At 54.1% G+C, this 26587-nt stretch carries 27 protein-coding genes and 3 tRNA genes; 23 read left to right on the top strand and 7 right to left on the bottom strand.

Going from position 1 to position 26587, the window contains the following annotated elements:
- The first annotated feature begins 453 nt into the window (after window positions 1–453).
- The gene (gene ileS / locus NYE48_RS18830) at window positions 454–3546 is read left to right on the top strand and encodes an isoleucine--tRNA ligase (protein ID WP_340999688.1); all 3093 of its coding nucleotides are present in this window, start codon (window positions 454–456) and stop codon (window positions 3544–3546) included.
- A 175-nt stretch (window positions 3547–3721) separates the two neighbouring features.
- Window positions 3722–4054 carry a DUF5665 domain-containing protein gene (locus NYE48_RS18825; protein WP_373316191.1) on the top strand — a complete coding sequence of 111 codons (333 nt, stop codon included), beginning with the start codon at window positions 3722–3724 and terminating at the stop codon, window positions 4052–4054.
- A 26-nt stretch (window positions 4055–4080) separates the two neighbouring features.
- Here NYE48_RS18825 and NYE48_RS18820 read toward each other — a convergent pair whose 3' ends face one another.
- Window positions 4081–4830, bottom strand: a complete 750-nt coding sequence (locus NYE48_RS18820) for a TraR/DksA C4-type zinc finger protein (RefSeq protein ID WP_340999687.1) — start codon at window positions 4828–4830, stop codon at window positions 4081–4083.
- Window positions 4831–5054: 224 nt separating this feature from the next.
- On the opposite strand from NYE48_RS18820, the gene lspA reads away from it, so the two are divergent.
- The 4 genes from lspA (at window position 5055) to NYE48_RS18800 (ending at window position 8797) form a co-directional block, all read left to right on the top strand.
- Window positions 5055–5552 carry a signal peptidase II gene (gene lspA / locus NYE48_RS18815; protein ID WP_340999686.1) on the top strand — a complete coding sequence of 166 codons (498 nt, stop codon included), beginning with the start codon at window positions 5055–5057 and terminating at the stop codon, window positions 5550–5552.
- Window positions 5549–6472, top strand: a complete 924-nt coding sequence (locus NYE48_RS18810; protein ID WP_340999685.1) for an RluA family pseudouridine synthase — start codon at window positions 5549–5551, stop codon at window positions 6470–6472. Before lspA ends, NYE48_RS18810 begins: the two co-directional genes overlap by 4 nt.
- Window positions 6473–6577: 105 nt before the next feature.
- Window positions 6578–7831 (top strand): LL-diaminopimelate aminotransferase, encoded by a 1254-nt coding sequence (locus NYE48_RS18805; RefSeq protein ID WP_036707574.1) that lies wholly within the window; start codon window positions 6578–6580, stop codon window positions 7829–7831.
- A gap of 324 nt (window positions 7832–8155) precedes the next feature.
- Window positions 8156–8797 carry a FusB/FusC family EF-G-binding protein gene (locus NYE48_RS18800; RefSeq protein WP_036707576.1) on the top strand — a complete coding sequence of 214 codons (642 nt, stop codon included), beginning with the start codon at window positions 8156–8158 and terminating at the stop codon, window positions 8795–8797.
- Between the two features lie 48 nt (window positions 8798–8845).
- On the opposite strand, the gene ytaF is transcribed toward NYE48_RS18800, so the two are convergent.
- Window positions 8846–9490 (bottom strand): sporulation membrane protein YtaF, encoded by a 645-nt coding sequence (gene ytaF, locus NYE48_RS18795; protein ID WP_331480098.1) that lies wholly within the window; start codon window positions 9488–9490, stop codon window positions 8846–8848.
- Window positions 9491–9570: 80 nt separating this feature from the next.
- Between ytaF and NYE48_RS18790 the strand changes: the two genes are divergently transcribed.
- The 10 genes from NYE48_RS18790 (at window position 9571) to pyrE (ending at window position 20478) form a co-directional block, all read left to right on the top strand.
- Window positions 9571–10263, top strand: coding sequence for a DUF1232 domain-containing protein (locus tag NYE48_RS18790; protein WP_340999684.1), 693 nt, complete (start codon window positions 9571–9573; stop codon window positions 10261–10263).
- A 103-nt stretch (window positions 10264–10366) separates the two neighbouring features.
- Window positions 10367–11122, top strand: coding sequence for a twin-arginine translocase subunit TatC (tatC, locus tag NYE48_RS18785; RefSeq protein ID WP_036707579.1), 756 nt, complete (start codon window positions 10367–10369; stop codon window positions 11120–11122).
- Between the two features lie 83 nt (window positions 11123–11205).
- Window positions 11206–11460 (top strand): twin-arginine translocase TatA/TatE family subunit, encoded by a 255-nt coding sequence (locus NYE48_RS18780; RefSeq protein ID WP_212947116.1) that lies wholly within the window; start codon window positions 11206–11208, stop codon window positions 11458–11460.
- Window positions 11461–11798: 338 nt separating this feature from the next.
- Complete coding sequence (gene pyrR / locus NYE48_RS18775) at window positions 11799–12356, top strand: bifunctional pyr operon transcriptional regulator/uracil phosphoribosyltransferase PyrR (RefSeq protein ID WP_340999683.1); 558 nt, start codon at window positions 11799–11801, stop codon at window positions 12354–12356.
- Window positions 12357–12358: 2 nt separating this feature from the next.
- Window positions 12359–13261, top strand: coding sequence for an aspartate carbamoyltransferase catalytic subunit (locus tag NYE48_RS18770; RefSeq protein WP_340999682.1), 903 nt, complete (start codon window positions 12359–12361; stop codon window positions 13259–13261).
- A gap of 112 nt (window positions 13262–13373) precedes the next feature.
- Window positions 13374–14654 (top strand): dihydroorotase, encoded by a 1281-nt coding sequence (locus tag NYE48_RS18765; RefSeq protein WP_340999681.1) that lies wholly within the window; start codon window positions 13374–13376, stop codon window positions 14652–14654.
- Window positions 14655–14737: 83 nt separating this feature from the next.
- A complete protein-coding gene (locus NYE48_RS18760; protein WP_340999680.1) occupies window positions 14738–15868 on the top strand; it encodes a carbamoyl phosphate synthase small subunit in 1131 nt (376 codons plus the stop codon).
- Between the two features lie 2 nt (window positions 15869–15870).
- On the top strand, window positions 15871–19086 hold the full coding sequence (gene carB / locus NYE48_RS18755; RefSeq protein WP_340999679.1) for a carbamoyl-phosphate synthase large subunit: 3216 nt from the start codon (window positions 15871–15873) through the stop codon (window positions 19084–19086).
- Window positions 19087–19102: 16 nt separating this feature from the next.
- Window positions 19103–19840, top strand: a complete 738-nt coding sequence (gene pyrF, locus NYE48_RS18750; protein ID WP_036707596.1) for an orotidine-5'-phosphate decarboxylase — start codon at window positions 19103–19105, stop codon at window positions 19838–19840.
- Window positions 19837–20478 carry an orotate phosphoribosyltransferase gene (pyrE, locus tag NYE48_RS18745; protein WP_340999678.1) on the top strand — a complete coding sequence of 214 codons (642 nt, stop codon included), beginning with the start codon at window positions 19837–19839 and terminating at the stop codon, window positions 20476–20478. The genes pyrF and pyrE overlap by 4 nt, the downstream gene beginning before the upstream one ends.
- 115 nt (window positions 20479–20593) lie before the next feature.
- Here the strand turns inward: pyrE and NYE48_RS18740 are convergent, their stop codons facing one another.
- Complete coding sequence (locus NYE48_RS18740; protein WP_036707601.1) at window positions 20594–21460, bottom strand: YitT family protein; 867 nt, start codon at window positions 21458–21460, stop codon at window positions 20594–20596.
- Between the two features lie 284 nt (window positions 21461–21744).
- On the opposite strand from NYE48_RS18740, the gene NYE48_RS18735 reads away from it, so the two are divergent.
- The 5 genes from NYE48_RS18735 to NYE48_RS18715 all read left to right on the top strand — a co-directional run bounded on the left by NYE48_RS18735 (window position 21745) and on the right by NYE48_RS18715 (window position 23283).
- The gene (locus NYE48_RS18735) at window positions 21745–21909 is read left to right on the top strand and encodes a hypothetical protein (protein ID WP_197069924.1); all 165 of its coding nucleotides are present in this window, start codon (window positions 21745–21747) and stop codon (window positions 21907–21909) included.
- Between the two features lie 117 nt (window positions 21910–22026).
- Window positions 22027–22103, top strand: a tRNA-Met gene (locus NYE48_RS18730).
- A gap of 41 nt (window positions 22104–22144) precedes the next feature.
- Window positions 22145–22221 (top strand) — tRNA-Ile (locus tag NYE48_RS18725).
- 21 nt (window positions 22222–22242) lie between these two features.
- Window positions 22243–22328: transfer RNA gene (locus tag NYE48_RS18720), tRNA-Leu, on the top strand.
- A 286-nt stretch (window positions 22329–22614) separates the two neighbouring features.
- Complete coding sequence (locus NYE48_RS18715; RefSeq protein ID WP_212947110.1) at window positions 22615–23283, top strand: uracil-DNA glycosylase; 669 nt, start codon at window positions 22615–22617, stop codon at window positions 23281–23283.
- Window positions 23284–23321: 38 nt separating this feature from the next.
- Here NYE48_RS18715 and NYE48_RS18710 read toward each other — a convergent pair whose 3' ends face one another.
- On the bottom strand, window positions 23322–24404 hold the full coding sequence (locus NYE48_RS18710) for an AI-2E family transporter (RefSeq protein ID WP_340999677.1): 1083 nt from the start codon (window positions 24402–24404) through the stop codon (window positions 23322–23324).
- A 206-nt stretch (window positions 24405–24610) separates the two neighbouring features.
- On the opposite strand from NYE48_RS18710, the gene NYE48_RS18705 reads away from it, so the two are divergent.
- Window positions 24611–24727, top strand: a complete 117-nt coding sequence (locus tag NYE48_RS18705) for a sporulation protein YjcZ (RefSeq protein ID WP_081992136.1) — start codon at window positions 24611–24613, stop codon at window positions 24725–24727.
- Between the two features lie 78 nt (window positions 24728–24805).
- On the opposite strand, the gene NYE48_RS18700 is transcribed toward NYE48_RS18705, so the two are convergent.
- On the bottom strand, window positions 24806–24967 hold the full coding sequence (locus NYE48_RS18700) for a mechanosensitive ion channel protein MscL (RefSeq protein ID WP_156124511.1): 162 nt from the start codon (window positions 24965–24967) through the stop codon (window positions 24806–24808).
- A 147-nt stretch (window positions 24968–25114) separates the two neighbouring features.
- On the opposite strand from NYE48_RS18700, the gene NYE48_RS18695 reads away from it, so the two are divergent.
- Window positions 25115–25849: a glycerophosphodiester phosphodiesterase gene (locus NYE48_RS18695; RefSeq protein WP_340999676.1), complete on the top strand. Its 735-nt coding sequence runs from the start codon at window positions 25115–25117 to the stop codon at window positions 25847–25849.
- A 105-nt stretch (window positions 25850–25954) separates the two neighbouring features.
- On the opposite strand, the gene NYE48_RS18690 is transcribed toward NYE48_RS18695, so the two are convergent.
- On the bottom strand, window positions 25955–26113 hold the full coding sequence (locus tag NYE48_RS18690) for a hypothetical protein (protein ID WP_156124512.1): 159 nt from the start codon (window positions 26111–26113) through the stop codon (window positions 25955–25957).
- 205 nt (window positions 26114–26318) lie between these two features.
- Window positions 26319–26522 carry a hypothetical protein gene (locus NYE48_RS18685; protein WP_340999675.1) on the bottom strand — a complete coding sequence of 68 codons (204 nt, stop codon included), beginning with the start codon at window positions 26520–26522 and terminating at the stop codon, window positions 26319–26321.
- Window positions 26523–26587 lie beyond the last annotated feature (65 nt).

Raw genomic sequence — 26587 nt, 5'->3', positions numbered from 1 at the left:
GTGCGATGGGTGCGGCGCGCTACAGGGGCTTTTAGAGGTGTGCCCGGTTCTTCCTCAGCTCCCTTGCGGTTCGCTTTCGGGAACCTTCCATGCGTGCATGGGTGTGGTGGAAAGAGTAACTTTTTGTTTGTGAAACTAGAGCGCGCATCCGTTAAGCGTGCCCCGTCTTTGCGAAAGCAAAGAACGGGGCGAAAAGCGGGTATCACATAAAAAGAATCAAAGTCCATACTCTGTGACTCCCTCGACCCATTTCGGGAGTCCAGAGGGCGGAAGCCCTTGGGGTCCCCTAAAAGTTTTCCGAAGGAAAACTCGCTTCGAAAGCGTCCCCTTATGAAGGGGGATTTAGGGGGATGGGAAAACCCCATTTCGGGAGCCCTCGGGGTACCCCTTTATAAAGGGGGATTTAAGGGATGGGAATTTCCTTCGAAGGAATTACATGAAAGGATGAATATGATGTTAAAAGTCGATGTCAAAGAAAAAGCGCGCACACGCGACCTGCGCGTGCTGAAGAAATGGAACGAGGAAGACACCTTCCGCAGATCGATGGAAAACCGCAAAGGCAGACCGAACTACGTGTTTTACGAAGGTCCGCCGACGGCGAACGGCGCTCCGCACATCGGGCACGTTCTCGGCCGCGTCATCAAAGACTTTATCGGCCGCTACCAAACGATGAAAGGCTACCGCGTCGTCCGCAAAGCGGGCTGGGATACCCACGGCCTGCCGGTCGAACTCGGCGTGGAAAAACAGCTGGGCATCTCCGGCAAACAAGAGATCGAAAAATACGGCGTGGAAGAATTCATTAAAAAATGTAAAGCCAGCGTATTCGAATATGAAAAACAATGGAGAGAGCTGACCGAGGCCATCGGCTATTGGACCGACCTGGATCATCCGTACATCACGCTTGAAAACAACTACATCGAAAGCGTGTGGAACATCCTCGCGACCATCCATGATAAAGGCCTGCTGTACCGCGGTCACCGCGTAAGCCCGTATTGCCCGTGCTGCCAAACGACGCTCAGCTCCCACGAAGTGGCCCAAGGCTACGAAGACGTCAAAGACTTGAGCGCCACGGCCAAATTCAAGCTGCACGACAGTGGCGAATACGTGCTTGCCTGGACGACCACCCCTTGGACGCTGCCGGCTCACGTTGCACTCGCGATGAATCCGGATATGGATTATGCGCGCGTGCAAAAAAACGGCGAAGTGTACATCGTGGCCAAAAATCTGGTCGAAGACGTGATGAAAGAAGATTATCAGGTGCTGTCCACGCACAAAGGTTCCGAGTTTATCGGAAAAACCTACACGCCGCCGTTTACGTACATTAATCCGGAAAAGGGCAACCTGATCGTCGGCGCTTCGTTCGTCACGGACGCAAGCGGTACCGGTATCGTCCATATGGCGCCTGCGCACGGTGAAGACGACTACAGAACCTGCCGCGAAAACGGCATCAGCTTCGTCAGCGTCGTCAATGCCCAAGGCCGTTACACCGATGAGGTTACGGATCTGGCCGGACGTTTCGTGAAGGATTGCGATTTGGACATCGTAAAAATGCTTTCCGAAAAAGGATTGCTGTTCAGCAAGGAAAAATACGAGCACAGCTATCCGTTCTGCTGGCGCTGCAAATCCCCGCTGCTGTATTACGCGATGGAAAGCTGGTTCATCGAAACGACGGCCGTCAAAGATCAGCTGATCGCCAACAACAACGGCGTCGAATGGTTCCCGGGCCATATCCGCGAAGGACGTTTCGGCAAATTCCTCGAGGACCTGGTGGATTGGAACATCAGCCGGAACCGTTACTGGGGTACGCCGCTGAACGTATGGGTATGCGGGTCCTGTAAAAAAGAATACGCCCCGCACAGCTTTGCGGACTTGAGAGAGCATGCGACCACGGCGCTGCCCGACGACTTTGAGCTGCACAAACCTTACGTGGACGAAGTGAAAGTCAAATGTCCGCACTGCGACGGCGGCGTGATGGAACGCACCTCCGAGGTCATCGACGTATGGTTCGACAGCGGTTCGATGCCGTTTGCGCAGCATCATTATCCGTTCGAAAACGAGAGCACCTTCGAAGAGCAGTTCCCGGCCGACATGATCTGCGAAGGGATCGACCAAACCCGCGGCTGGTTCTACAGCTTGCTGGCGGTATCCACCCTCTTTAAAGGCGTGGCGCCTTACAAAGCGGTTATCGCGACGGGCCACATCCTGGATGAAAACGGACAAAAGATGTCCAAATCCAAAGGCAACGTCATCGATCCTTGGGATATCATCAACGAATTCGGCACGGACGCGTTCCGCTGGGCATTGCTGGCCGACAGCGCGCCATGGAACAGCAAACGGTTCTCCAAAGGCATTGTCGCGGAAGCCAAGTCCAAAGTCGTGGATACGCTCGTGAACACTCATTCGTTCCTGACGTTGTACGCAAACATCGACGGCTACGATCCGGCCGAGCATCCTTTCAAGCCATCCGACAACAAGCTCGACCGCTGGATCCTGTCCCGCTTGAACAGCCTGATCCAATTGGTCGACAAAGGACTTGCGGTTAACGACTTCCTGAATTCGGCAAAAGGCATCGAAGGGTTCATCGACGAGCTCAGCAACTGGTACATCCGCCGTTCCCGCGACCGTTTCTGGGGCAGCGGCCTGACCGAAGACAAACTTGCCGCATACGGCACGTTGACGCATGTGCTGCTGACGCTTTCGAAATTGATGGCGCCGTATACGCCGTTCCTCTCCGAGGACATTTACACCAACCTTGGCGGAGGCGAAAGCGTGCATCTGGCGGACTTCCCGCAGGCCGACGAATCGCTGATCGACAAAACGCTTGAAGCGGACATGGAAGCGGCGCGGCAAATCGTCGAGCTTGCCCGCAACGTGCGCAACGAAACCGGCATCAAAACGCGTCAGCCATTGTCCGAGCTGATCGTATCCATGGACCGTTCGTTTGACGCGGCCGGCTACCAGGAGATCATCAAGGAAGAAATCAACGTCAAAAATCTCGTGCTTGAAACGAGCGACAGCGGGTTCGTCGATTTTACGCTCAAAATGAATTTGAAAGTCGCCGGCAAAAAATACGGCAAAAACATCGGCTTCCTTCAAGGCTTCCTGAAAGGCTTGTCTCCGGAGGAAACGAGAGCGGCCGTGCAATCCGGGGGCATCCACGTGACCTCTCCGGAAGGCGAAGAGCTTCAGATCACCGCCGACGAATTGCTCGTCGAAAAACATGCCAAGAGCGGGTTCGCATCGGCCTCCGGTTACGGCATCACGGTTGCCTTGAACACCGAGATCACGCCTGAGCTCGAGCAGGAGGGCTGGGTCCGGGAAGTGGTCCGCGCCGTGCAGGATTACCGCAAAAAGCTGGATCTGCCGATCGAAAAACGCGTCACGCTCGTTTTGGACGCGGACGAAGAGCTGACCGGGGCGATCCAAGCCTTCGACCATGTGCTTCGCGAAAACGTGTTGGTCAAAGACGTCGTATTCGGTCAAGAAGCCGGCATGGAAACCGTCGAATTGGCAGGCAAAACGCTTGGCATTCGCATCGCTGATTGAGGCCTGTTTAAAAAATAAAGCCCCAAAGAGGCTTCCTTGCTGAATGAGAGGCAGGCTTTAGGCAAATAATAGCAGTCAAAAGGAATAAACGAGCCTTAAGGCGCCGGATCGCTCCGGCGGCTTGCAGGCTCGTTTGTTTTTCTTCGCGACAGCTTTTATGAAGGGGAAGTCATCTATGGTCAATGATGAGAATACAGGCGGATCTGCGGCCGAAAAAGAGCAGTTGAACCGGATCTACCAGCTCACGGCCCAAATCGCAAGCGAGATGGAAAAGTCGCGCATCGCCGACTACACCCAGCTTCTTCACAAGCCTTTGCGTTTGATCTGGCTTAATCTGCTCTCGGGAACGGCGCGCGGGGTCGGGATCGCGATCGGGTTCACTTTTTTTGCTGCCACCATCATTTACGTGCTGCAGGTATTAGGCGCACTGAACTTGCCCATCATCGGGGACTATATCGCCGATATCGTCCGCATCGTGCAGCGCCAGATGGAACTGAACACCTATTAACCGAGGGTGGGGTCACCCTTTTAAAGCTAGAGGAGAAAATCCTCTTCGTCCTCTTCTTCTTCCGCCAGCTGGTACATGTCGATGCCTTCGCCCAAGTCCATGTATTTTCGGTATTGGTGGTTCCGGACGATATCGATCAAATTGCCGTACATGTCGGTGGCGACGAAAGCTTCCATCGGTTCGACGCATCCTTCAAGCTCTTCGGACGCTTCGATCTCCATATCATTATAACTGTGGACGTCGTTATCCTCGGCATAGGCCGGCGTATTGGACGTACCGAAGTTTTCGACCGCCTGCCAGGCGTCTTCTCCGTCAAAGCCGTTTTGGTCATCGCGTTCATCCAAGCTCGTGCGGCCGAATGGCGGCATCAGGAAATATTCCTCCACCGGCCGGTAGTCGGAAACATGGTGTTTCGGGTTATCCTCCACGCAATATTCCGTCATCGGAACGGCCTCGAGTCGTTCGTATGGGATCGGCTTGTTGCAGACCGGGCAGATGCCGTACGTTCCCTGATCCATCCGTTCAAGCGCGTCGCGGATCAGCTCCATCAGGTGGTCGTCATGGTTTTGAAGCAAAAGGTCCACTTCCCGGTTGTACAAATCGGTAGCCACGTCCCCGGGATGGTTATCGATCAGCGACAGCTCGCCGGTTTGGTCCCGCATGGACTCGTCTACGCCGTATGAATCGTTTTCCTGGTCTTTTTGCTGCAAGGATTGCAACTGCTCTTCCAGCTTGGAGCGCAGATGCTTTAGCTGCGAAGCAGTAAGATGCTGCATCATCACGGGCCCCTTTCCTTTTGCGGCGGCGGTATGCCGCTTGAGACAATTCCTTCTTTTGTAGAATGCGCGAAAGGCTGAGCTTTTACAGAAGGAAAATCTTCTCGGGGATGGACGTTAATGGACGATGTTTGGCATGCTGTGCTACAATATACAGGTCTTAGTTGACGTGAAGCCGTCAAGGCCGCAAGGCCCAATTGATAAGAACGGAGTGACATGGAGCTGTGTGGTATTACATCCTCGCGATCGTCGCGTTTTTAGTGGACCAGGGGACCAAATGGATCATTGCAAAACAACTTGAGCTCGGTCAGGAAATTCCCGTGATCGGAAACTTTTTCCTGATTACCTCCAGCCGCAACCGGGGAGCCGCCTTCGGCATTCTCCCGAACCAACGCTGGTTTTTCATCATCGTTACCGTCGTTGTGGTCATCGCCATTATCTGGTACATGCAAAAGGTTAGAAAAACCTCTGCCCGCAAGCTGCTGCCTGCGGCACTCAGCCTCGTGCTTGGCGGGGCGATCGGCAATTTCCTCGATCGGGCGCTGAACGGGGAAGTCGTCGACTTTTTGATGTTCAACTTCGGAAGCTACACGTTTCCGATCTTCAACATCGCCGATTCCTGCATCGTTGTAGGCGTGGCGCTCATTATTTTGGACTCGCTGTTCGATTTGAACCAAACCACCAAAGAAGAAGGCAGCAAGGAAGGGAATGAAATCGTGTGAGTGAAGCCGATATCCGGGAATGGGTGATCGATGAGGCCTATGCCAAGGAACGGATCGACAAATACATCACGGAATCTTGGGAAGAGGACGTATCCAGATCGCAGGTGCAGCTTTGGATCGCTTCGGGGCACGTTAAAGTGAACGGCAAACCGGTCAAAGCCAACTATAAGCTGGCCGAGGGGGATGTCCTCGAAGTGACCGTGCCCGAACCCGCCGTCGTGGAAATCATGCCGGAGGATATTCCGCTCGATATCGCTTACGAGGACAGCGACGTCGTCGTGGTGAACAAACCGAGGGGAATGGTCGTGCATCCGGCGCCCGGACATGCATCCGGCACCCTGGTGAACGCGCTGATGCATCACTGCAAGGATCTGTCGGGCATTAACGGGGAACTGCGGCCGGGGATCGTGCACCGGATCGACAAAGACACCTCGGGCCTGCTGATGGCCGCCAAAAACGATAAGGCGCATGCCTCGCTTGCCGCCCAACTGAAGGATCACAGCGTGACCCGCAAATATGTTGCGCTTGTGCACGGCAACGTCAGCCATGACCAAGGCACCGTCGATGCGCCGATCGGCCGCGATCCGTTCGACCGCAAAATGTATACGGTCACCGAAAGAAACAGCAAACACGCGGTTACGCATTTTGCCGTGCTGGAGCGGTTCGGGGATTACACGCTGCTCGAGCTGCAGCTCGAAACCGGCCGGACCCACCAGATTCGCGTCCATATGAAATTCATCGGTCATCCGCTTGTCGGCGATCCGGTCTACGGGCGCAGCAAGGGCATCAAAATGGACGGGCAGGCGCTCCATGCGAAAGTGCTCGGTTTCATCCATCCGTCCAGCGGGGAATATTTGGAATTTACGGCCGATATCCCGCAGGATATGGAAGAGCTGCTCGCCAGTCTGCGCAGCCGATGAAAGTACAAATGATACGATAATTAATCCATGGCATTCAGCCATGGATTCCTTCATATTTAGGGTAGGTTTTTTGGAACTTAGCTTAAATGGGAGATGAAGAAACAAATGAGTATCGAACAATACCAACATACGTATATTCAGCACAATTTTGCGGATCGGATTGGCGGATCCAATTATGGTAAAGATACAGCGATTTACAAATTCGAGAAGATCAAGCGCGCCAAAGCGCAGGCGAAAAAGGATTTTCCGGGCGTCGAACTGATCGACCTTGGCGTCGGCGAACCCGATGAAATGGCGGACAGCGGCATCGTCGCCAAGCTTGCCGAAGAAGCGGCCAAGCCTGAAAACCGCGGGTATGCGGACAACGGCATCCCTGAATTCAAGGTTGCGGCAGCCCATTACCTGAAGGAAGTGTTTGGCGTCGAAGGCATCGATCCCGAAACCGAAGTGCTGCATTCGATCGGTTCCAAACCGGCGCTGGCCATGCTGCCTTCGTGTTTCATCAACCCGGGCGACGTGACGATCATGACGGTTCCGGGATATCCGGTGATGGGCACGCACACCAAATATTTGGGCGGGGAAGTCTATAACGTCGAACTGACGAAGGAAAACAACTTCCTTCCGGATTTGAATGCCATCCCTGAAGACATCGCCAAGCGGGCCAAGCTGTTTTATTTGAACTACCCGAACAATCCGACGGGCGCCAGCGCAACCGTGGAGTTTTTCGCCGAAGTGGTGGAATGGGCGAAAAAGCATAACGTCGTCATCGTTCATGACGCCCCGTATGCCGCACTGACCTATGACGGGTTGAAGCCGCTCAGCTTTTTGTCCGTTCCGGGAGCGAAAGACGTCGGCGTCGAGCTGCACTCCTTGTCCAAGTCCTACAACATGACCGGCTGGCGGATCGGCTTTATTGCCGGCAACCCGCTTGTCGTCAAGGCTTTCGGCGACGTGAAGGACAACAACGATTCGGGACAATTCATCGCGATCCAAAAAGCGGCCGCATACGGCTTGTACCATCCGGAAATTACCGAAAAAATCGCGGCCAAATATTCCCGCCGGCACGACATGCTGGTCGCCGCGCTGAACGAGCTCGGATTCCAGGCGGAAAAACCGAAAGGTTCCTTCTTCCTGTACGTGGAGGCGCCGAAAGGGATCAAGGGCGGCATCCGTTTCGAATCCGGCGAGGATTTCTCGCAGTATCTGATCCGCGAAAAGCTGATCTCCAGCGTGCCATGGGATGATGCCGGACATTTCGTCCGTTTCTCCGTCACGTTCATCGCAAACGGCGAGGAAGACGAAAAACGCGTTATCGGCGAAATCAAACGCCGCCTGAGCGATGTCGAATTCGAATTCTAATTGAAATATGCTATAAGCGCAAAAAAAGCGGTCAGCCAACAGGCTGGCCGTTTTTTTATGGGGTGATGACCAAACCATACAATTGCGGCTTCTGTAACTTTTTGTTATAATTTTTCCATTGATTCATGATTGGAGGTCTTATCGATGGCAATGCGTAATTGCTCATTAGCTAGGAAGTCCTCATGCAAAGCCTGATTTCGGGGCGATACTTTGCGTGAGGTGCGATGGAATGGATTCAATCGCCCAAGCTTCATTTTATCGTTTCTAATAACGGGCTTTGCACCTTATTACATTTTTTTAATAATAATAAGGGGCTGAAGAGCTATGAGTATACCATTTATTAGAAACCATCAGTATAACGTAATTAAGAGACAAACCGAATTCCTTCTGAGAACGCTGCGAACCGTCGCGGACCGCAAAGTCCTGGAGACCGTAAGGTATCGGGCGGCTTTGACGATTACCGAAGCATTTCCTTCCTTAACGGAAGATCAGCGCCGGATGCTGGAACGAATTTCGACCTTCGAGACGGCATACGAATTCCAAAATTATCTCACCGATTTGGAAGCGTACGTGGAGCCTTATCCGCCGATTACGGAGAAGCAGATTCAGAAGTTATTTCCTAAAAGCAAGAAGCTAAAAGTGCCTGATCTGCAGGCCATCGATTTTCGGTTTGTGACGTATCTCGGCTGGGTCGACGTCGCAACGAACCGATTGTTCATCGTGTATCCGCACGAAGGAAAGTTCATCGGGATCGAAGGAAGAATCACGCCGACCAACAAGAAGGGGTATTGCATGTTCTGCAACCGGCACCAGGAGCTGGCCTTCTTCACCGTCAAGACCAAAAGCGCTTTGCCGGATAACTACTCTTCCATCGGCCAATACGTCTGTATCGATAACCATGCATGCAATCAGTCCATTGCCGATACAGGATCACTGGAGAAGTTCATTTTCTCCGTTCTCAAATAAATCGCCAAAGGCTGCCCTTAAGGGCAGCCTTTTTAAGTGACGACGGCATTAGATGACCTGGTGCACTCCGATCGCAATCAATAGGATGCCCGCAATCCAGCTGGCGCTTTTGCCCAGGCGTTCGCCGGCGATTTTGCGGCCCGCCATCGAGCAAAGGCCGATGCAGATCAAGCTGAACAGGCCTGAAAAAAGCGACGTTTCCCAAATGTTGATGCTTGTGATCCCCGCGTCGAATCCGCCGGCCAAATTATTGATCGACAGCGCGATGCCGAGAATGACCGATTCTTTGAAATCGACGGTTTTGGACCGGTCGACATCGGCCGCTTCCGGATTTTTTAATATCTCCTGGATGGATCCCGAAGGCGTCGTTGGGCGGGGCTTTTTTTGCTCCAGCATCGGCTGCAGCATCACCCAAAGGCCGATGGCCACCAGCATGATCATGCCGATGATGTTGCAGATTTGCGGGGGCATCCACAAAGCGATCACCTGCCCGAACAACCCCCCGATCAGCGTCAGCAGAAAACCCATAAAGGCAATGACCACGCTCGCGTAAAAAGGGATTTTGATGTTTCGTACCCCGTAAGCGGCTCCGACCCCGGCATTATCGAGGTTGGACGCAAGCGCGATGGAAACCGACGAAAGCCATGGCGCAACCATATTCTCCAGCACTCCCTTTGATGAAATGATGTTCATGCATTGCCGAATCCTCATCGTATCTTATTAATTCCGGCAACAAAAAGTGACGGTATGGAACATATAATGTTGAGGAAGCGTTGAGGAAAACGCAACAAACGGTGAACGGCAAACAAAAAGGCGGTGAAACGATGGCGGCGGATCGCGAGGGCATGCAGGAGCAAAACAGGCTGGGAGCGTTAATCAAAAACGCATTGCGCGCCAAGTCGATGTCGATGCGAAAGCTGGGCGGAATCATCGGCATGGATGCGGCTTCGATTTCACGGATCGTTAGCGGCAAGCAGCGGCCAAGGCTGGAGCAGCTCCATCTGTTTGCGCAACATTTGCAAATCCCGGTCCAGGAGTTGTTAGCCGCCGCGGGTTTGGAGTCCAAGGAGATGAAGGATGACATCAGCGAACTTCGGGACGCTATGCAAGGAAGCGGTATTTGTGTGGAAAACATGACGGGGCGGATTCGCCAGGAACTGCTGAAATACGAGGCCTATGCACAAACGGATGAAGGGCGGGAAATGATTCAGGGCTCTTTTTTGAATAAGCTTGCCCAGCTTCGGAGCCGGGGGTATTATATCGACCAGTTAAGGGATTTGTACGACGCATACGAGTCGGGCGGATTGCCGGACGCCGAACGCCACATTATCGGGAGCGCGCTGCTGTATTTCGTTTTGTCGACCGACATTATACCGGACTTCAACTTTCCTTTCGGGTACATCGATGACGCGATCGCCGTCCGGATCGTGCTGGAGCGGCTCGAGTCGATGCGAAGACCGTCGTGATTTTTGCCCGCAAAAATGGTAAAGTGGTAGGTGGAAACTAGGAAACGTTTAAAAATCACTGGAGCTGATCACCCTGCTGAACCTGTGGAACCTGCTGAATCGAATGAATTGGTCCCTTTACGAAAAACATTTATCCGAGATTAGGAAAAGGATGTTTTGGATCCTTGCCGTTTTTGCGGCGTCCATGATTACGTCGATGTTTTTTGCCGGGGACGTGCTGCATTTCCTGAAGAGCCGCCCGCCGGCTTCGCTTGTCGCTTGGAACGCGTTCAGCCCGTTGGACGGCATCAAAATTTACATGTATTTGTCCGCGGCGATGTCGCTCATCGTGGCGGTTCCGTTCACGCTGTTCCAAATATGGGGATTCGTCAAACAAGGGCTGCGGAAGGATGAGCGCAGGGCTGCGCTAAAATATATTCCGGCCGCGTTTGTGCTGATCGTCGTCGGCTTTGCGTTCGCTTATTTCGTCGTGTTTCCGATGGCCTTCCGATTTACGACGGACACGACCAAAAACCTGGGGCTGGTCGAAACCTACGGCATCGCGCAATATTTTTCTTTCCTGACGAACATCGTGGCGCCGGTTTCTTTGGCTTTCGAACTGCCGGTGGTCGCGATGTTCTTGACCCGGCTGCGCATTTTGACGCCGGCGAAACTTGCGAAGATCCGCAAGGTTTCCTATATGGTGCTTGTTTTTATCGCGTGCATGATTTCGCCGCCGGAGTTTTTTTCGCATATCTCCGTTTCGCTGCCGTTCATCGCGTTATACGAGATCAGCGTGCTGATGTCCCGCATGGTATACCGGAAGCAGCAGCGGCTGGACGTCAAATACAAGGACCGGATGAATTACGGGGCCGTTTGATAAGCGGACAAGCCGTGTAAGGCGGAAAAGGAACCGCTACCCATGAAAGCGTTAATCGATCTATAAAGGAGGTTTCATACGACATGTTGAGCGATATCGGACTGCCGGGATTCATTTTGCTGGCGCTGTTGGCGCTGCTGCTGTTCGGGCCCAGCAAACTCCCGGGACTGGGGCGTTCCGCGGGAAAAGCGCTGCGCGAGGTCAAAAGGGAAATGAACGAAATATTCGGGGATTCGAAGCCTGCGCCGCGAAAAGCCCAAGAACGGCCGAAAACGGAGGAGCCGGCAGCGGCTGCGATCCGGCCTGAGCCGCAGCAATCCCGCAATCTCCCGGAATAATATAACAGCGGCTTGGAAGACCAAAAGCCTGTTGACAATACGCGGGCCGTCTGTCATAATTCTTGTAGTTGAATGAAACGAGCTTGAAGCAAATCGCTTCAGTTCAATCCATCTGAATAAGACCTTTAATTCAGTCCCGTGAGGCTGGCAAGGTAACGTGAACCGAGGTTCACTTTTGTGGCATGCGCATGCCTGTTTTTCGCGCGGTCCACGAAAGGAATCTCTGTGTCCAAATGTCTAACGACTTTCACTCCTTGCCATGAGCGGCAAGGAGTTTTTTGCATGTTCACGGGCGATAATGTAGTCAATATCCCTTAAGCGAAAAAGGAGTGTGGGGCATGAGCAACGAGGTGCATGTCATTATGGATGAGGCGGCGATCCGCCGCGCACTGACACGGATTGCACACGAAATACTGGAACGGAACAAGGGGATTGAAAACTGCGTTCTGATCGGCATCAAAACGAGAGGCGAGTTTCTGGCGAAACGGCTTGCGGGCAAAATACTGGAGATCGAGGGCACGCCGGTCCCTTGGGGAGCGATCGACGTAACGGCGTACCGCGACGATCAGAAGAAGGGCGATCCGCAAGCCTCCCAGGACGTGAATCAAGAGCTTAACGCTCTCCAAATACAAGAGAAAAAAGTCATTTTATTCGACGACGTGCTGTATACCGGCCGGACGATCCGGGCCGCGATGGACGCGCTGATGGATTGCGGCCGGCCGCAAATGATCCAGCTCGCGGTGCTGGCGGACCGGGGACACCGGGAACTGCCGATTCGGCCGGATTATATCGGGAAAAACGTGCCGACCTCGAAACAGGAACAGATCGAAGTGGCGCTGTCGGAAACCGACGGCAAGGACGAGGTAACGATCTTTCAAAACCGGGAGGAGAAATGACCATGATGACGATGACGAAGCTGAAGGAACGGAGTCTGCTTGGTCTGAAGGATCTCAGCCGCGGGGAAATCGAATCCATCCTCGACCGGGCCGCCTACTGGGCGGCTCGGGAGGAAAAGCTGATTCCGGTCCTGAACTCGCGGTTTGTGGCCAACATGTTTTTCGAAAGCAGCACGAGAACGCGGTTTTCCTTCGAAATGGCCGAAAAGCGGCTTGGCGCGCAGGTATTGAATTTCGCGGCTGCGGCATCGAGCGTGGAGAAAGGCGAGTCGATATACGATACCGTCAAAACGCTTGAATCGATGGGGATCGACGCCGGGGTCATCCGGCTGAAGCCGGTAGGCGTGCTTCAAGAGCTGGCCGGGAAAATTTCGGTGCCGTTGATCAACGCAGGGGACGGAAACAACGAACACCCGACGCAGGGACTGCTGGATCTGTTCACGATGAAAAGAAGGTTCGGCACGCTGCAGGGACTGACGGTTTCGATCATCGGGGACATCTCGCACAGCCGGGTGGCCAGGTCGGATCTGTGGGCGCTGCAAAAGTTCGGCGCCGAAGTCAAATTCTGCGCGCCGCCGAACATGCAGGCACCGGAGCTTGACGCTCCATACGTAAGTATGGATGAAGCATTAAAATCGGATGTTGTAATGATGCTGAGGGTTCAGCTTGAACGCCATGAGACGGGCATGCTGAAATCGGCAGAGGAATATCGGGCACAGTACGGATTAACGGAAGAACGGGCGGCTAAGCTTTCCCGACACACGCTGATCATGCACCCTGCCCCCGTGAACCGGAACGTTGAGATCGACGACTCGGTCGTTGAATGTGAGCAATCGGCCATATTCACGCAGATGAGCAACGGGGTTCCGGTACGGATGGCAGTCATGGAAAGAGCGTTATTGTAGGCGAAGGCAGGAATTTTCACGCCATTGTATTAATAAATATACACAAAATTGAATTAATATTATACAATAGATTGGAAGCCACAGCGCCAATCAACGAGCGGAGGTAAACAGCATGCATATTATCAAGAACGCCAGCGTGTTGAATGAGCAAGGCGAACTTACGAAAAAACATATCGTTCTCGAGGACGGAGTCATCCGTGCCTTGATCGACGGGGACTCCGATTGGCAGCCTGCCGAAGGCACGGAAGTCACGGACGCCGCCGGGAAACTGGTAACGCCGGGCCTCATCGATATGCACGTTCATTTGCGCGAGCCTGGCTTTGAACATAAGGAAACGATCGAAACCGGAAGCCGTTCGGCGGCCAAAGGCGGCTTCACGACGATTGCCTGCATGCCGAACACCAAACCGGTGACGGATAATCCTGAAACGGTGCAGCTGGTGCTGGATAAAGCCCGCGAAGCGGGGCTCGTCAAGGTGCTGCCTTATGCGGCGATCACCGTCCGGGAGCTCGGACGTGAGCTGACGGACTTTGCCGCGCTCAAGGCGGCCGGAGCCATCGGCTTTACGGATGACGGCGTGGGCGTTCAAAACGCGCAAATGATGAAAAATGCGATGCGTTTGGCGGCCGAGCTGGATATGCCGGTCATCGCGCACTGCGAAGAAAACTCGCTGGTCGAAAAAGGCTGCGTCACGGAAGGCAAGTTTGCCGAAAAGCACGGGCTCGTCGGCATCCCGAACGAATCGGAAGCGATCCACGTCGGGCGCGACATTCTTCTCGCCGAAGCGACGGGCGTGCACTACCATGTATGCCATGTCAGCACCGAGCAGTCGATCCGCCTGATCCGCCAGGCCAAATCGATCGGCATCAACGTCACCGCGGAGGTGTGCCCGCACCACCTGCTGTTGTCGGACGAGGACATCCCGGGGCTGGATGCCAACTGGAAAATGAATCCGCCGCTCCGCTCGCCGCGCGACGTGCAGGCATGCATCGAGGCACTGCAGGACGGAACGCTCGACATCATCGTCACGGACCATGCGCCGCATACCGAAGAGGAGAAAGCCAAAGGCATGGAAATGGCGCCGTTCGGCATCGTCGGGTTCGAAACGGCATTCCCGCTCCTCTACACGAAATTCGTGGCCACGGGACAATGGGATCTTTCCTTCCTTGTACGCCGCATGACGTCCGATCCGGCGAGAGTGTTCGGGTTGAATACGGGAAAGCTGGCGGAAGGAGCTCCCGCGGACTTAACGATGATCGACCTCGAGTCCGAAAGGGAAGTCGATCCGCAAACCTTCGCTTCGAAAGGGCGCAACACGCCGTTTACCGGTTGGAAGCTGAAAGGCTGGCCGGTGAAAACATGGGTGGACGGAAAAGTGGTGTGGGCTGAATAACGGCTCGGATTTTCAAGATAGATTCATAACGCGTTTTCTTGAACAGAAAGAGAAAGTACGTATTTGACAGAGGAGTGAGTAGAATGCAGGCAAGATTGCTTCTGGAGGATGGAACACTGTTTACAGGCAGTGCATTCGGAGCCGAAGGGGAAAAAACAGGCGAGGTTGTATTCAATACGGGGATTACCGGCTACCAGGAGGTGCTGTCCGATCCGTCCTACTGCGGGCAAATCGTGACGATGACCTATCCCTTGATCGGAAACTACGGCATTACGCGCGACGACTTCGAGTCCGTGGCCCCGTTCGTGAACGGGTTTGTCGTGAGACGGCATGAAACGGTGCCAAGCAACTGGCGCGCGGAATACAACGTCGACAACCTGCTCAAAGAATTCGGGATCGTCGGCATCAGCGGCATCGATACGCGCATGCTGACCCGCATGATCCGCCAGCACGGAACGATGAGAGGGATCCTCACGACGTCGGCTGCATCGGTGGAAGAGCTGAGAGAACGCCTGGCGGCCAGTCCGATTCTGACGAATCAGGTGGCTACGGTGTCTACCAAACATGTGTACAGCAGCCCGGGATCGAGAGAACGGATCGTACTCGTGGACTACGGCGCCAAAACCGGCATTCTGCGCGAGCTGACCGCCCGCGGATGCGACGTGGTGGTCGTGCCGCAGGACACGACGGCCGACGAAATCCGCCGCCTCAATCCGGACGGCATCCAGTTGTCCAACGGCCCCGGGGATCCGAAAGACGTGCCGCATGCGATTCGGACGATCCAGGAACTGCTCGGCGAATATCCGATTTTCGGCATCTGCCTCGGACATCAGCTGTTCGCGCTCGCTTGCGGCGCCGATACGGAGAAGCTGAAATTCGGACACCGCGGCGGCAACCATCCGGTCAAGGACCTGAAAACGAACCGCTGCTACATCACTTCCCAAAACCACGGCTATACGGTCAAAGAAGATTCGATCGCAGGCACGGAGCTTGAAGTGACGCACATCAACAACAACGACAAAACCATCGAAGGCTTGAAGCATAAAAAATATCCGGCATTCACCGTGCAGTATCACCCGGAAGCAGCGCCGGGACCGTACGACAACGGCTATCTATTCGATCAATTCCTTGACATGATCAGAGAACATAAACTGCAAAACCCGGCAAACCCGCGTCAGGCTGAACTGGCTGCAGCCGCGAAAGGAGAACGTTAATTATGCCACTTAACAAACAACTTAAGAAAATCCTCGTTATCGGCTCGGGTCCGATCGTCATCGGCCAAGCGGCGGAATTTGACTATGCGGGCACGCAGGCCTGCGAAGCCCTGAAAGAAGAAGGCGTGGAGGTTGTCCTGATCAACAGCAACCCGGCTACGATCATGACCGACACCAACATGGCCGACAAAGTCTATATCGAACCTATTACGCTGGACTTCGTGACCCAAATCATCCGCCAGGAGCGTCCGGACGGACTTCTGCCGACGCTTGGCGGCCAAACCGGCCTCAACATGGCGGTGGAGCTTGCGAAAGCGGGCATCCTGGAGCAGGAGAACGTGAAGCTGCTCGGAACGCAGCTGACCTCCATCGAAAAAGCCGAAGACCGCGACCTGTTCCGCGAGCTGATGCGCGAGCTGGAGCAGCCGGTTCCGGAGAGCACGATCGTGACGACGCTCGAAGAGGCGCTGAAGTTCGCGGATGAGGTCGGATATCCGGTCATCGTTCGTCCGGCTTACACGCTCGGCGGAACGGGCGGCGGCATTTGCGCGACCGAAGAGGAGCTCCGCGAGACGGTTTCCTCCGGCATCCGCTACAGCCCGATCGGACAGTGCTTGATCGAGAAGAGCATCGCGGGCATGAAGGAAGTCGAATACGAAGTGATGCGCGACGCCAACGACAACTGCATCGTCGTCTGCAACATGGAAAACTTCGACCCTGTCGGCGTCCATACGGGCGACAGCATCGTCGTGGCTCCAAGCCAAACGTTGTCCGACCGCGAATACCAAATGCTGAGATCGGCGTCCCTGAAAATCATCCGCGCCCTGAACATCGAAGGCGGATGCAACGTGCAGTTCGCGCTCGATCCGCACAGCTACCAATATTACGTCATCGAAGTCAACCCGCGGGTCAGCCGCTCGTCGGCGCTCGCTTCCAAAGCGACCGGGTACCCGATCGCGAAGATGGCGGCCAAAATCGCGCTCGGTTACACGCTCGACGAACTCGTCAATCCGGTAACCGGCCAAACCTACGCATGTTTTGAGCCGACGCTGGATTACATCGTCAGCAAAATCCCGCGCTGGCCTTTCGATAAATTCATTCATGCCAACCGCAAGCTCGGAACGCAGATGAAGGCGACCGGCGAAGTTATGGCGATCGGACGGACGTTCGAGGAATCCATTCACAAAGCGATTCGCTCCCTCGAGATCGGCGTACACCGCTTCTACCTGAAAGGCGCCGAGGAACTGAGCGAGGACGTGTTGAAAGAACGCCTCGTCAAAGCCGACGACGAGCGCATCTTCCTGATCGCCGAAGCATTCCGCCGCGGCTATGATTTGCAAACGGTCCATGATTTGACCAAGGTGGATTGGTGGTTCCTCGATAAGCTGCAAGGCCTGATCGCTTTCGAAGCCCAAATCCAGCAAAAAGAACTGACGCCGGAAACGCTGTATGAAGCCAAGCGTCTCGGATTCACCGACCGGGCAATCGCCGAGCTGCGCACGCTGGCATCCGCGGACAGCTACACGAAGGAATCGGAAGTGCGCGAGTACCGCCTGCAGCAGGGATTGCGTCCGGTATACAAAATGGTAGATACGTGCGCGGCCGAGTTCGAGGCCTCCACGCCATACTACTACTCGACGTATGAAACGGAAAACGAAGTGACGGCATCGAACAAGGAGAAAGTGGTCGTCCTGGGCTCGGGACCGATCCGGATCGGGCAAGGGATCGAATTCGACTACTCGACGGTGCACGCGGTTTGGGCGATCCAAAACGCGGGCTACGAAGCGGTGATCATCAACAACAACCCTGAAACGGTATCGACGGACTTCAACACGTCGGATCGCCTGTACTTCGAGCCGCTGTTCTTCGAGGACGTCATGAACGTCATCGAGCAGGAAAAACCGATCGGCGTCATCGTGCAGTTCGGCGGACAAACGGCCATCAACCTGGCGGGACCGCTGAGCGCGGCAGGCGTTCCGATTCTCGGCACAAGCCTTGAAAGCATCGATGAAGCCGAAGACCGCAAAAAATTCGAAGCGCTGCTCTCCCGCCTCGATATCGCCCAGCCGAAAGGCAGCACGGTAACGTCGGTGGACGAAGCGGTCGGAACGGCGCAAGCGCTTGGTTATCCGGTGCTCGTAAGACCTTCTTACGTCCTGGGCGGCCGGGCGATGGAAATCGTATACTCCGACGCCGAACTGCTGAGCTACATGGAAGAAGCGGTCAAAATCAATCCGGAGCATCCGGTCCTGATCGACCGTTACATGCTGGGCAAGGAAGTCGAAGTCGACGCCATCTGCGACGGCGAAACGGTCGTCATCCCGGGCATCATGGAGCACATCGAACGCGCAGGGGTACACTCCGGCGACTCGATCGCGGTGTATCCGCCGCAGCACCTGGAACAGCATCTGAAAGATAAAGTCGTCAGCATCACGACGCGCATCGCCAAGGAACTGAAAACGGTCGGCCTGGTGAACATCCAGTTCGTCATCTACCAAGACGAAGTCTACGTGATCGAAGTCAACCCTCGTTCCTCCCGGACGGTGCCGTTCCTGAGCAAAGTAACGACGATCCCGATGGCGAACCTCGCCACGCAAGCGATCCTCGGCAAAAAGCTGAAGGATCTCGGCTACGAAGAAGGCATGTGGCCGGAAAGCGACTACGTCTCGGTCAAAGTGCCGGTATTCTCCTTCGCGAAGCTGCGCCGCGTCGAGCCGACCCTCGGTCCCGAAATGAAATCGACGGGCGAAGTGATGGGACGCGACCTGCAATATGCCAAAGCGCTCTACAAAGGCTTGATTGGCGCAGGCATGAAGATTCCTTCCACCGGCGCGATCATCGTGACCGTCGCCGACAAGGATAAAGAGGAAGCGGTCGAGCTCATGAAAGGCTTCAGACGCCTGGGCTACAAAATTTACGCGACGGGCGGAACGGCGCAAGCGCTCACCGAAGCCGGCATCCTCGTGACGACGGTGCAAAAATTGAGCGACGGCACGCCGAACATTCTCGACCTGATCCGCAACGGCGAAGCGCAGTTCGTCTTCAATACGCTGACGAAAGGCAAAACGCCGGAACGCGACGGATTCCGCATTCGCCGCGAAGCGGTCGAAAACGGAGTCGTATGCATGACCTCGCTGGATACCGTCAGAGCGCTTCTGAATATGCTGGATACGATCAACTTCTCGTCCCAAGCCATGCCGGCATTTGCCGTACGCTAGGGGAGGGCCGAGATCAATGGATGAACGTTACAGGGAAATGGCGGGCCGCTTAATCGTGGCCCTCGATTACCCGGATGCGGGTCAAGCCGCGGCATTGCTGCGGGAGCTTGAAGGCATCCCTTGTTACATGAAGGTGGGCATGCAGCTGTATTACGCTGCAGGCCCTGATTTTGTGCGCGATTTGAAAACCCGGGGATACAAAGTATTCCTCGATCTGAAAATGCATGATATCCCCAACACGGTCAAGGGTGGAGCGGAAAGCATCACCCGCCTTGGCGTGGACATGTTTAACGTGCATGCCGCGGGCGGCAAGGACATGATGAAGGCGGCGCTGGAAGGCGTCGGCAAGGCGCTTGCTTCGGACAGCTCTTTGGATAAACCCCTCGTCATCGCCGTCACTCAATTGACCAGCACGGGGCAGGACATGCTGAACCAAGAGATCGGCATTCCCGGTACGGTGAGGGATGCGGTCATCCGGTACGCGGAATTGACCCAAGCCGCCGGACTTGACGGGGTCGTGGCGTCGGCGCAGGAAGCCGGGGACATTGCGGCGGCATGCGGTACCGATTTTATTACCGTGACGCCGGGCATCCGCCCGTCAGGCAGCGAGCAGGGCGACCAGAAACGCGTTCTGACGCCCGGGGAAGCCATCCGGAACGGGAGCAGCTATATTGTGGTAGGGCGGCCGATTACAGCCGCAGAGAAGCCGAGAACGGCAGCAGAACAAATCATTAAGGAGATGTTGGAAGCATGACGAACCTTGCAGAAATCCCTGGCCGAATCGCAGCGTATTTGCTGGAGATCGAGGCGGTGGCGCTGCGCCCGAAACAGCCTTTTACGTGGACTTCCGGCATCAAGTCACCGATTTATTGCGACAACCGCTTGACGATGTCGTATCCGGAAATCCGCGAATATATCGCGGAATCGTTCGCCGCGGTCATCCGCGAGCAGTACCCGGATACCGAAGTCATCGCCGGAACGGCGACGGCGGGCATTCCGCATGCCGCCTGGGTGGCGCAGAAGATGAACCTGCCGATGGCATACATCCGCGATAAAGCCAAAGGCCACGGCAAAGAGAATCAAATCGAAGGCAGCATCAAACCGGGGCAAAAGGTCATCGTCATCGAAGATTTGATTTCGACCGGCGGCAGCTCGATCAAGGCGGCCCAAGCGGTGAAGGAAGCGGGAGCCCGGCCGCAGGCCGTGCTGGCGATCTTCAGCTATCAGCTCGACAAGGCCGTGCAAGCCTTTAACGAAGCGGGGATTCCGTTCCAAAGCTTGTCCAACTATACGGCGTTGATGGAAGTCGCTCTGGAAAAAGGAACGATTCAACAAGACGATGTCCAAGCGCTTCAAGCGTGGAGAGCGGATCCTTCGTCGTTCGGCGCGTAAAAACCGTGAGAGCAGCCTTCCGAGGCTGCTTTTTGCGTGCCAACGGAAAAACCCCCTGCCTTTTTGCATAAGGACAGGGGGGTTTTCATTTTTGTGCCTGCAATGGAACGGAAAGTTAGTGAATGGCGCTTTTTTCGAAATTGCCGCCAAGCACGTCCGATACATGTTCGATCGCAATAAACGCTTTCGGATCGATTTCCTGCACGACCGATTTCAGCTTGGCCAGTTCGAGACGGGTGACGACGCAATAGATCATTTGCGTATCTTCCCGGGAATAACCGCCGCGCGCGTAGATGAACGTCGTGGTGCGTCCCAGCCGGTCCTGGATCGTTTGGGAAATCTCCTCGTATTCGCTGGAAATGATCGTCACCGATTTGGATTCGTTGAGGCCTTCGACCACGATATCCATCACTTTGGAAGCCATATAATACGTAAAGATCGAATACATCGCGGAATCCCAGCCGAATACGAAACCGGCGATGATAAAAATGAACACGTTCATGATCATGATGATTTGACCGACGGGAATGCGGGTTTTTTTCGAAAGCAAAATGGCCACGATCTCGGTTCCGTCAAGGGAGCCGCCAAACCGGATCACCAGGCCGACGCCCAGGCCCAAAATCAGTCCGCCGAACAGGACGGCAAGTATTTTTTCATTCGTAAACGGGCTGACATGATGAAGCAGCTGCGTGGTGACGGACATGACGACGATGCCGTACAAGGTGGAAATGGCGAAGGTTTTGCCGATTTGCTTGTAACCTAAGAATAAAAACGGAAGGTTGATGATAAAGAGGAAAATACCGAGCGGGAGCGCCGTGATTTTGGACAATACGATCGAGATCCCGGTAATGCCGCCGTCGATGATATCGTTCGGAACGAGAAAGACCTCGAGCGCGACAGCCATTAAAATAGCCCCCGCGGTGATGAAGACGAATTTTTTCAACAATTCAACGGGAGTGAGTTTCCTGTGTGTTTTTGCCATTCCAATTCCTCGCTTCCAGAAAAGTTTTATTAAACAGAATCAATTTCATAAAAAATTGAAAATACGGTAAACGAAACGATCCACAGACATACCAAACGGTATATGAGCTATAATCGTCTTGATTGAACCAGCTAACGGCATTATGGAATTGATTCAAACTAAGTTAATATTATAAATTAATTTCGGAATAATCTCAAAGAAATATGGAAAAATGCATGACGAGCCCGACTTCCGGCAACAATAGCCATCGATACCGATGATGATGCCTGAAAGGAGGAAAACACATGCAATGGGTTTATTTCGGCAAACTATACAAATCGAAATTCCAGGCGGGCTGCCTCGCCAAAAGGCTGGAGCAAAACGGCTGGATTTACGGCTACGACGACCCGCGTCTCGTGGAGATATTCCGTTCGCGCAAAGGGAGATACGGCGTGCGATTCATCCCATAAGCCGCCCCGTTTTGGCCTTGCCATCCCCTTCGTATAAATTTCCTGCAAAAAATACTTGACGTATCTTATACTTATGCTGTATATTAATTCTTGTCGCTATTTATTACGACTTAACGACGCGGGGTGGAGCAGTCCGGTAGCTCGTCGGGCTCATAACCCGAAGGCCGCAGGTTCAAATCCTGCCCCCGCAACCAAATTACAGCCATTATCATGGATCGATCACATACTTTGATCAGGGCCCTTAGCTCAGTTGGTTAGAGCGGTCGGCTCATAACCGACTGGTCGGGGGTTCGAGTCCCTCAGGGCCCACCATATGAAGTTTTATCCGCATTTGCCGGGGTGGCGGAATTGGCAGACGCACAGGACTTAAAATCCTGCGGTAGGTGACTACCGTACCGGTTCGAGCCCGGTCCTCGGCATCACAGACCTCAGCTTTGCGCTGAGGAGCTATTTTTATAGCTCGTACATAGGAAGCCCTGCGTGGTAAAGATACCATGCCAGGGCTTTTTTTATATCTTTCCGTGACACGCGGCTATTGCAGGCGCAAAAAGCACGTAATCCGGCCGGAACTCGCCTAAGCCTGGATTTTGATTTGATCCTTTTTCCCGCGCCGTGGTACACTCGAATTTGGCATGGATATGCGTCGGCAGCCGCTTTTTGAGGTTCATATATTTATAGGCACATCAGGGGAGAGGAGAATGGGGAATGTTTAACAACGATTGGGACGAGCAGTTGAAGGAAGAAGTGGAGAAGCCGTATTTCAACGATTTGCGGTACGCGCTTGCCCGGGAATATAAATTGCATACGGTATACCCGTCCAAGGAAAATTTGTTTCAAGCGTTAAAGCTGACGCCGTATGAAGACACCAAAGTAGTCATCTTGGGACAGGATCCTTATCACGGGCCGGGACAGGCCCACGGGCTCAGCTTTTCCGTCATGCCGGGGGTGAGAATCCCGCCGTCGCTCGTCAACATCTACAAGGAACTGCACAGCGACCTTGGCGTTCCGATTCCGAATAACGGCTATCTCGTCCCTTGGGCGAAGCAGGGAGTGCTGCTGCTCAACACGGTGCTCACGGTCCGCGAGGGGCAGGCGAACTCCCATAAGGACCTCGGGTGGGAACGGTTTACGGATGCCGTCATCGAAAAGCTGAACGAACGGGACAAGCCGGTCGTCTTCATTTTGTGGGGCAGCCATGCGCAGAAAAAGGGGGCTTTTATCGACCGGAGCAAACATCTGGTGCTGAAATCCGTCCACCCCAGCCCGCTTTCGGTACACCGTGGATTTTTTGGCAGCCGCCCTTTTTCCAGAACGAACGAATTTTTGGAGTCGCACGGCATGGAGCCGATCGACTGGTCGATTCCGGATCTGTAACGAGACGGCTTTCGAAGCGGGCAGCGGCCCGCTTTTTTCTATTCCATCACATCCTCGACCTTTTCGGAAAGGAACAGCTTGTACACCCGGACGATGATGATTTTGGCGACGATATATGCCGGAATGGCCAAAATGATGCCGAGAAGGCCGGAGATGTCGCCGCCGATCAGCAGCAGCACGATAATCGTGAGCGGATGGATGTCCAGTCTTTTTCCGTAAATGATCGGGGTGAGCAGGTTGTCCTGGATTTGCTGCGCAACGATGATGACGACTAGCGACCAGACCGCAACGGAAGGCGAATCGATAAAGCCGACGATCACGACGGGAATGGCGGCGATGACGGCCCCGACGTAAGGGATCAGGTTCAGCACGATCGAGATCAGCGCCAGCAGCAGCGAATAAGGCAATCCGATGATCAAAAAGCCGATATACATCAGCACGCCGAGCATGATGTTCAGGAGCACGCGCCCCACGATGAAGTTGCTGAGCGCAGCGTCGATCTCCTGCAGCACTTCGCGGCCTTCCTGCCGGTATTTCCGGGGAACCAGGTGAAGAAGGATCGGCCCCAGTTTGCTGCTTTCTTTCAGCATGTAGTACAACGCGATCGGCACGGTAGCGATGATGACCACGACATTGGACAACATGGAGATGAAATCCGATACCGAATTGGTTACGGCCGTGATCAGCTTGTTTAAGTATTGGCTCAAGCGGTTCATCAGATCGGACTCGCTCGGAATGAGCCTCGCGACGAAACGGTTATGCTGCAGCTGGTCGAGCTGCTTCTGCATTCTTTCCACGAAAAACGGCGCGTTATCCGCAAAATTGATCACCTGCTCACGTAGCGTCGGCCATACAAGGATGCTGAACAACACGATCAGCCCGGCAAACACGAGATAAATCAACAGGATCGACAATGGCCGCGGCCAGCGGTGCTTTTCCAAAAAATTGACGATCGGCCGCAGCAGATAATACATAAAACCCGCCAGCATGACCGGAATAATCATAATGTTGAACAAAAGAACCAACGGATTGAATATGAAGCTGACCTTCGAGCCTAAATAGATGATTAACAGCGCAAAAATCAGCCCAAGGCAAGTGCGAAAATATTTGCTTTGCGGCAAACGAATCCCCCCAGTTTGGCATAGACGTCAAGCAGCCTTTTGCTATCTATTTCCCTTTAACCAAAATGGATGCTTTTTATTCATGCAAACGGCATCCGCTGGAAGCAAATGTTCATTCAAGGCTAAAAAATAAGTGCTAACGTCCAAACCATCGGCCAAAAGGCCTCATACGCTAGGGATGAGCAATGGATGAAGGAGGGAGTACGATGGGTGAAGTGGTTGGCGGAGGTTACGGATACCCTGGCGGAGTATTCCGTTCGACGGCTGCAATTCTGGTTCTCTTCATTCTGCTTGTCATTATTACGCGCGCAATCGTGTATTGATGACCCGGCACTTGGCATCCTGGCGAAACATCGCCAGGGTGTTTTTGCGTTCCGGCGGGGGATGTCCGCACGCTTGCATCAATAAATGATCCGGCGATGGACTTGTACGGGCGTTCCGTATGCGCGGCTCAAGCGGCGGGCCTCCTCGGTCACCTGGACAAGCATCTCGTGAAGGCGCTGGCTGATGGGGCGAATCGTTTCCTTTACCTCTCCATGCACGATAACGTCGAATACGATCATTGTTTTTTTCAGCTCCTCAAGTATTCTTTTTCCCGGGTCTGTAATCATGATAGAATATGGTTGTTAACAGGCCATGAAATGGAGCAGCAAGTTATGTTAATTTTCCACAATACCACTGGAGAAGGTAGATCGGGGAGGCTGAAGGAAATGGGAAACGTCGTTAATTTTGCGCACAGGGGCTCATCCAAAATTTGTCCCGAAAACACGATGGCGGCTTTCAGAAAAGCGCTGGAGCAAGGGGCGACCGGCATCGAAACGGATGTGCAGCTTACGAAAGACGGGCATATGGTGCTGATTCACGATGAAACGCTGAACAGGACGACGACCGGCACCGGCTGGGTGAAAGACCACACGTTAGAGGAATTGAAAGAGCTGGATGCGGGCAGCTGGTTTCATCCCGATTTTCGGGGAGAGCGCCTTCCGCAGCTCGACGAGCTTTTGGAACTGGCCAAAGGCGGCGGGACGACCATCAATATCGAGCTCAAAAACGGGGTCGTGCCTTACGAGGGGCTTGAAGAGAAAGTGATCCAAAGGGTGCGGGATTACGGGCTGAGCGGCCAAGTCGTGATCTCCAGCTTCAACCATTACTCCTTGCTGCTCTGCAAACAAATCGCCCCGGAAATCCGGACCGGCATCCTTTATATGGAAGGCCTCTACGAACCATGGGCATATGCCGGCACGCTGCAGGCCGACGCGCTTCATGCTTACCACCGCGCGGTGCTGCCCGAATTCGTGGCTGCCGCCAAAGCGGCGGGAAAAGCGTACCACCCGTTTACCGTCAATGACCCGGACGAAATGCGGAGATTGTTGCAAGCCGGCGTGGACGGAATCATTACGGATTATCCGGATCGGCTTGACGCTTTGCTGGCGGAGGAAAAATAATAAAACGAAAATAAACCGGATCCGCTGCGGATGCCGGTTTTCTTTTCGCTATGGGAATCACTACGGAAGACGATCATGCGTTAGAGGGACCGCGGCGAAAAGAGGTCAAGACTCTTCCTTTTTATGTCTGGCCGCTTCTTCCGAGCCTTCCTCCAAAATTTCCTCGATCATGCTGGTCGAAGAGGGATTCTCGCGTTCGGGCTCCGGAATCGGATCTACACCGGGGAATCTTTCCTCCTCCTCATGGCTGCAATGTTTATCCATACCAATCCACTCCTTTTTTAGATATCGGAAGGATGCCGCATAGGTCCATAGGATGTTCCGAAAAGGGTTTCCCTATGCGGGAGGCGGCGTGATGGACCTTAGCGCTGCGTCCTATGTAATATAAACGGATGGACCGGGTACGAAACAGGGCGCGAGGGAAAAACAGCCCAAGAAAAAAGCTGCTGCATCGCTGCGGCAGCGCCGTTCATCCGTTGGATTTGAAAGCGATCAGGCGCGATACGTGGCTCACTTCGTCCATGGGGATCCAGAAATGACCCAGCGGGGTGCGCATTTTTAATGTTGCGGGATCGTTGGACGGTTCGGGGATGCCCGTTAAGGTACTGCCGTCCACGCTTTTGACGAAAATCGTATGCCCGTGTTTGATGGCTAACTCGATGACCTTTTCCATGCGACTATTCTCCTGTAAATACAGACTATCGAATCATGTTCTAGTTCTATCATACGGGAAAAGTT

Origin of the sequence: Paenibacillus sp. FSL M7-1455, assembly GCF_038004655.1 — a bacterium.
Classification (GTDB): Bacteria; Bacillota; Bacilli; order Paenibacillales; family Paenibacillaceae; genus Paenibacillus_AQ; species Paenibacillus_AQ cookii.
The sequence above is the reverse complement of the archived record's forward strand: the minus strand, read 5'-3'. Positions and strand labels throughout refer to the sequence as shown.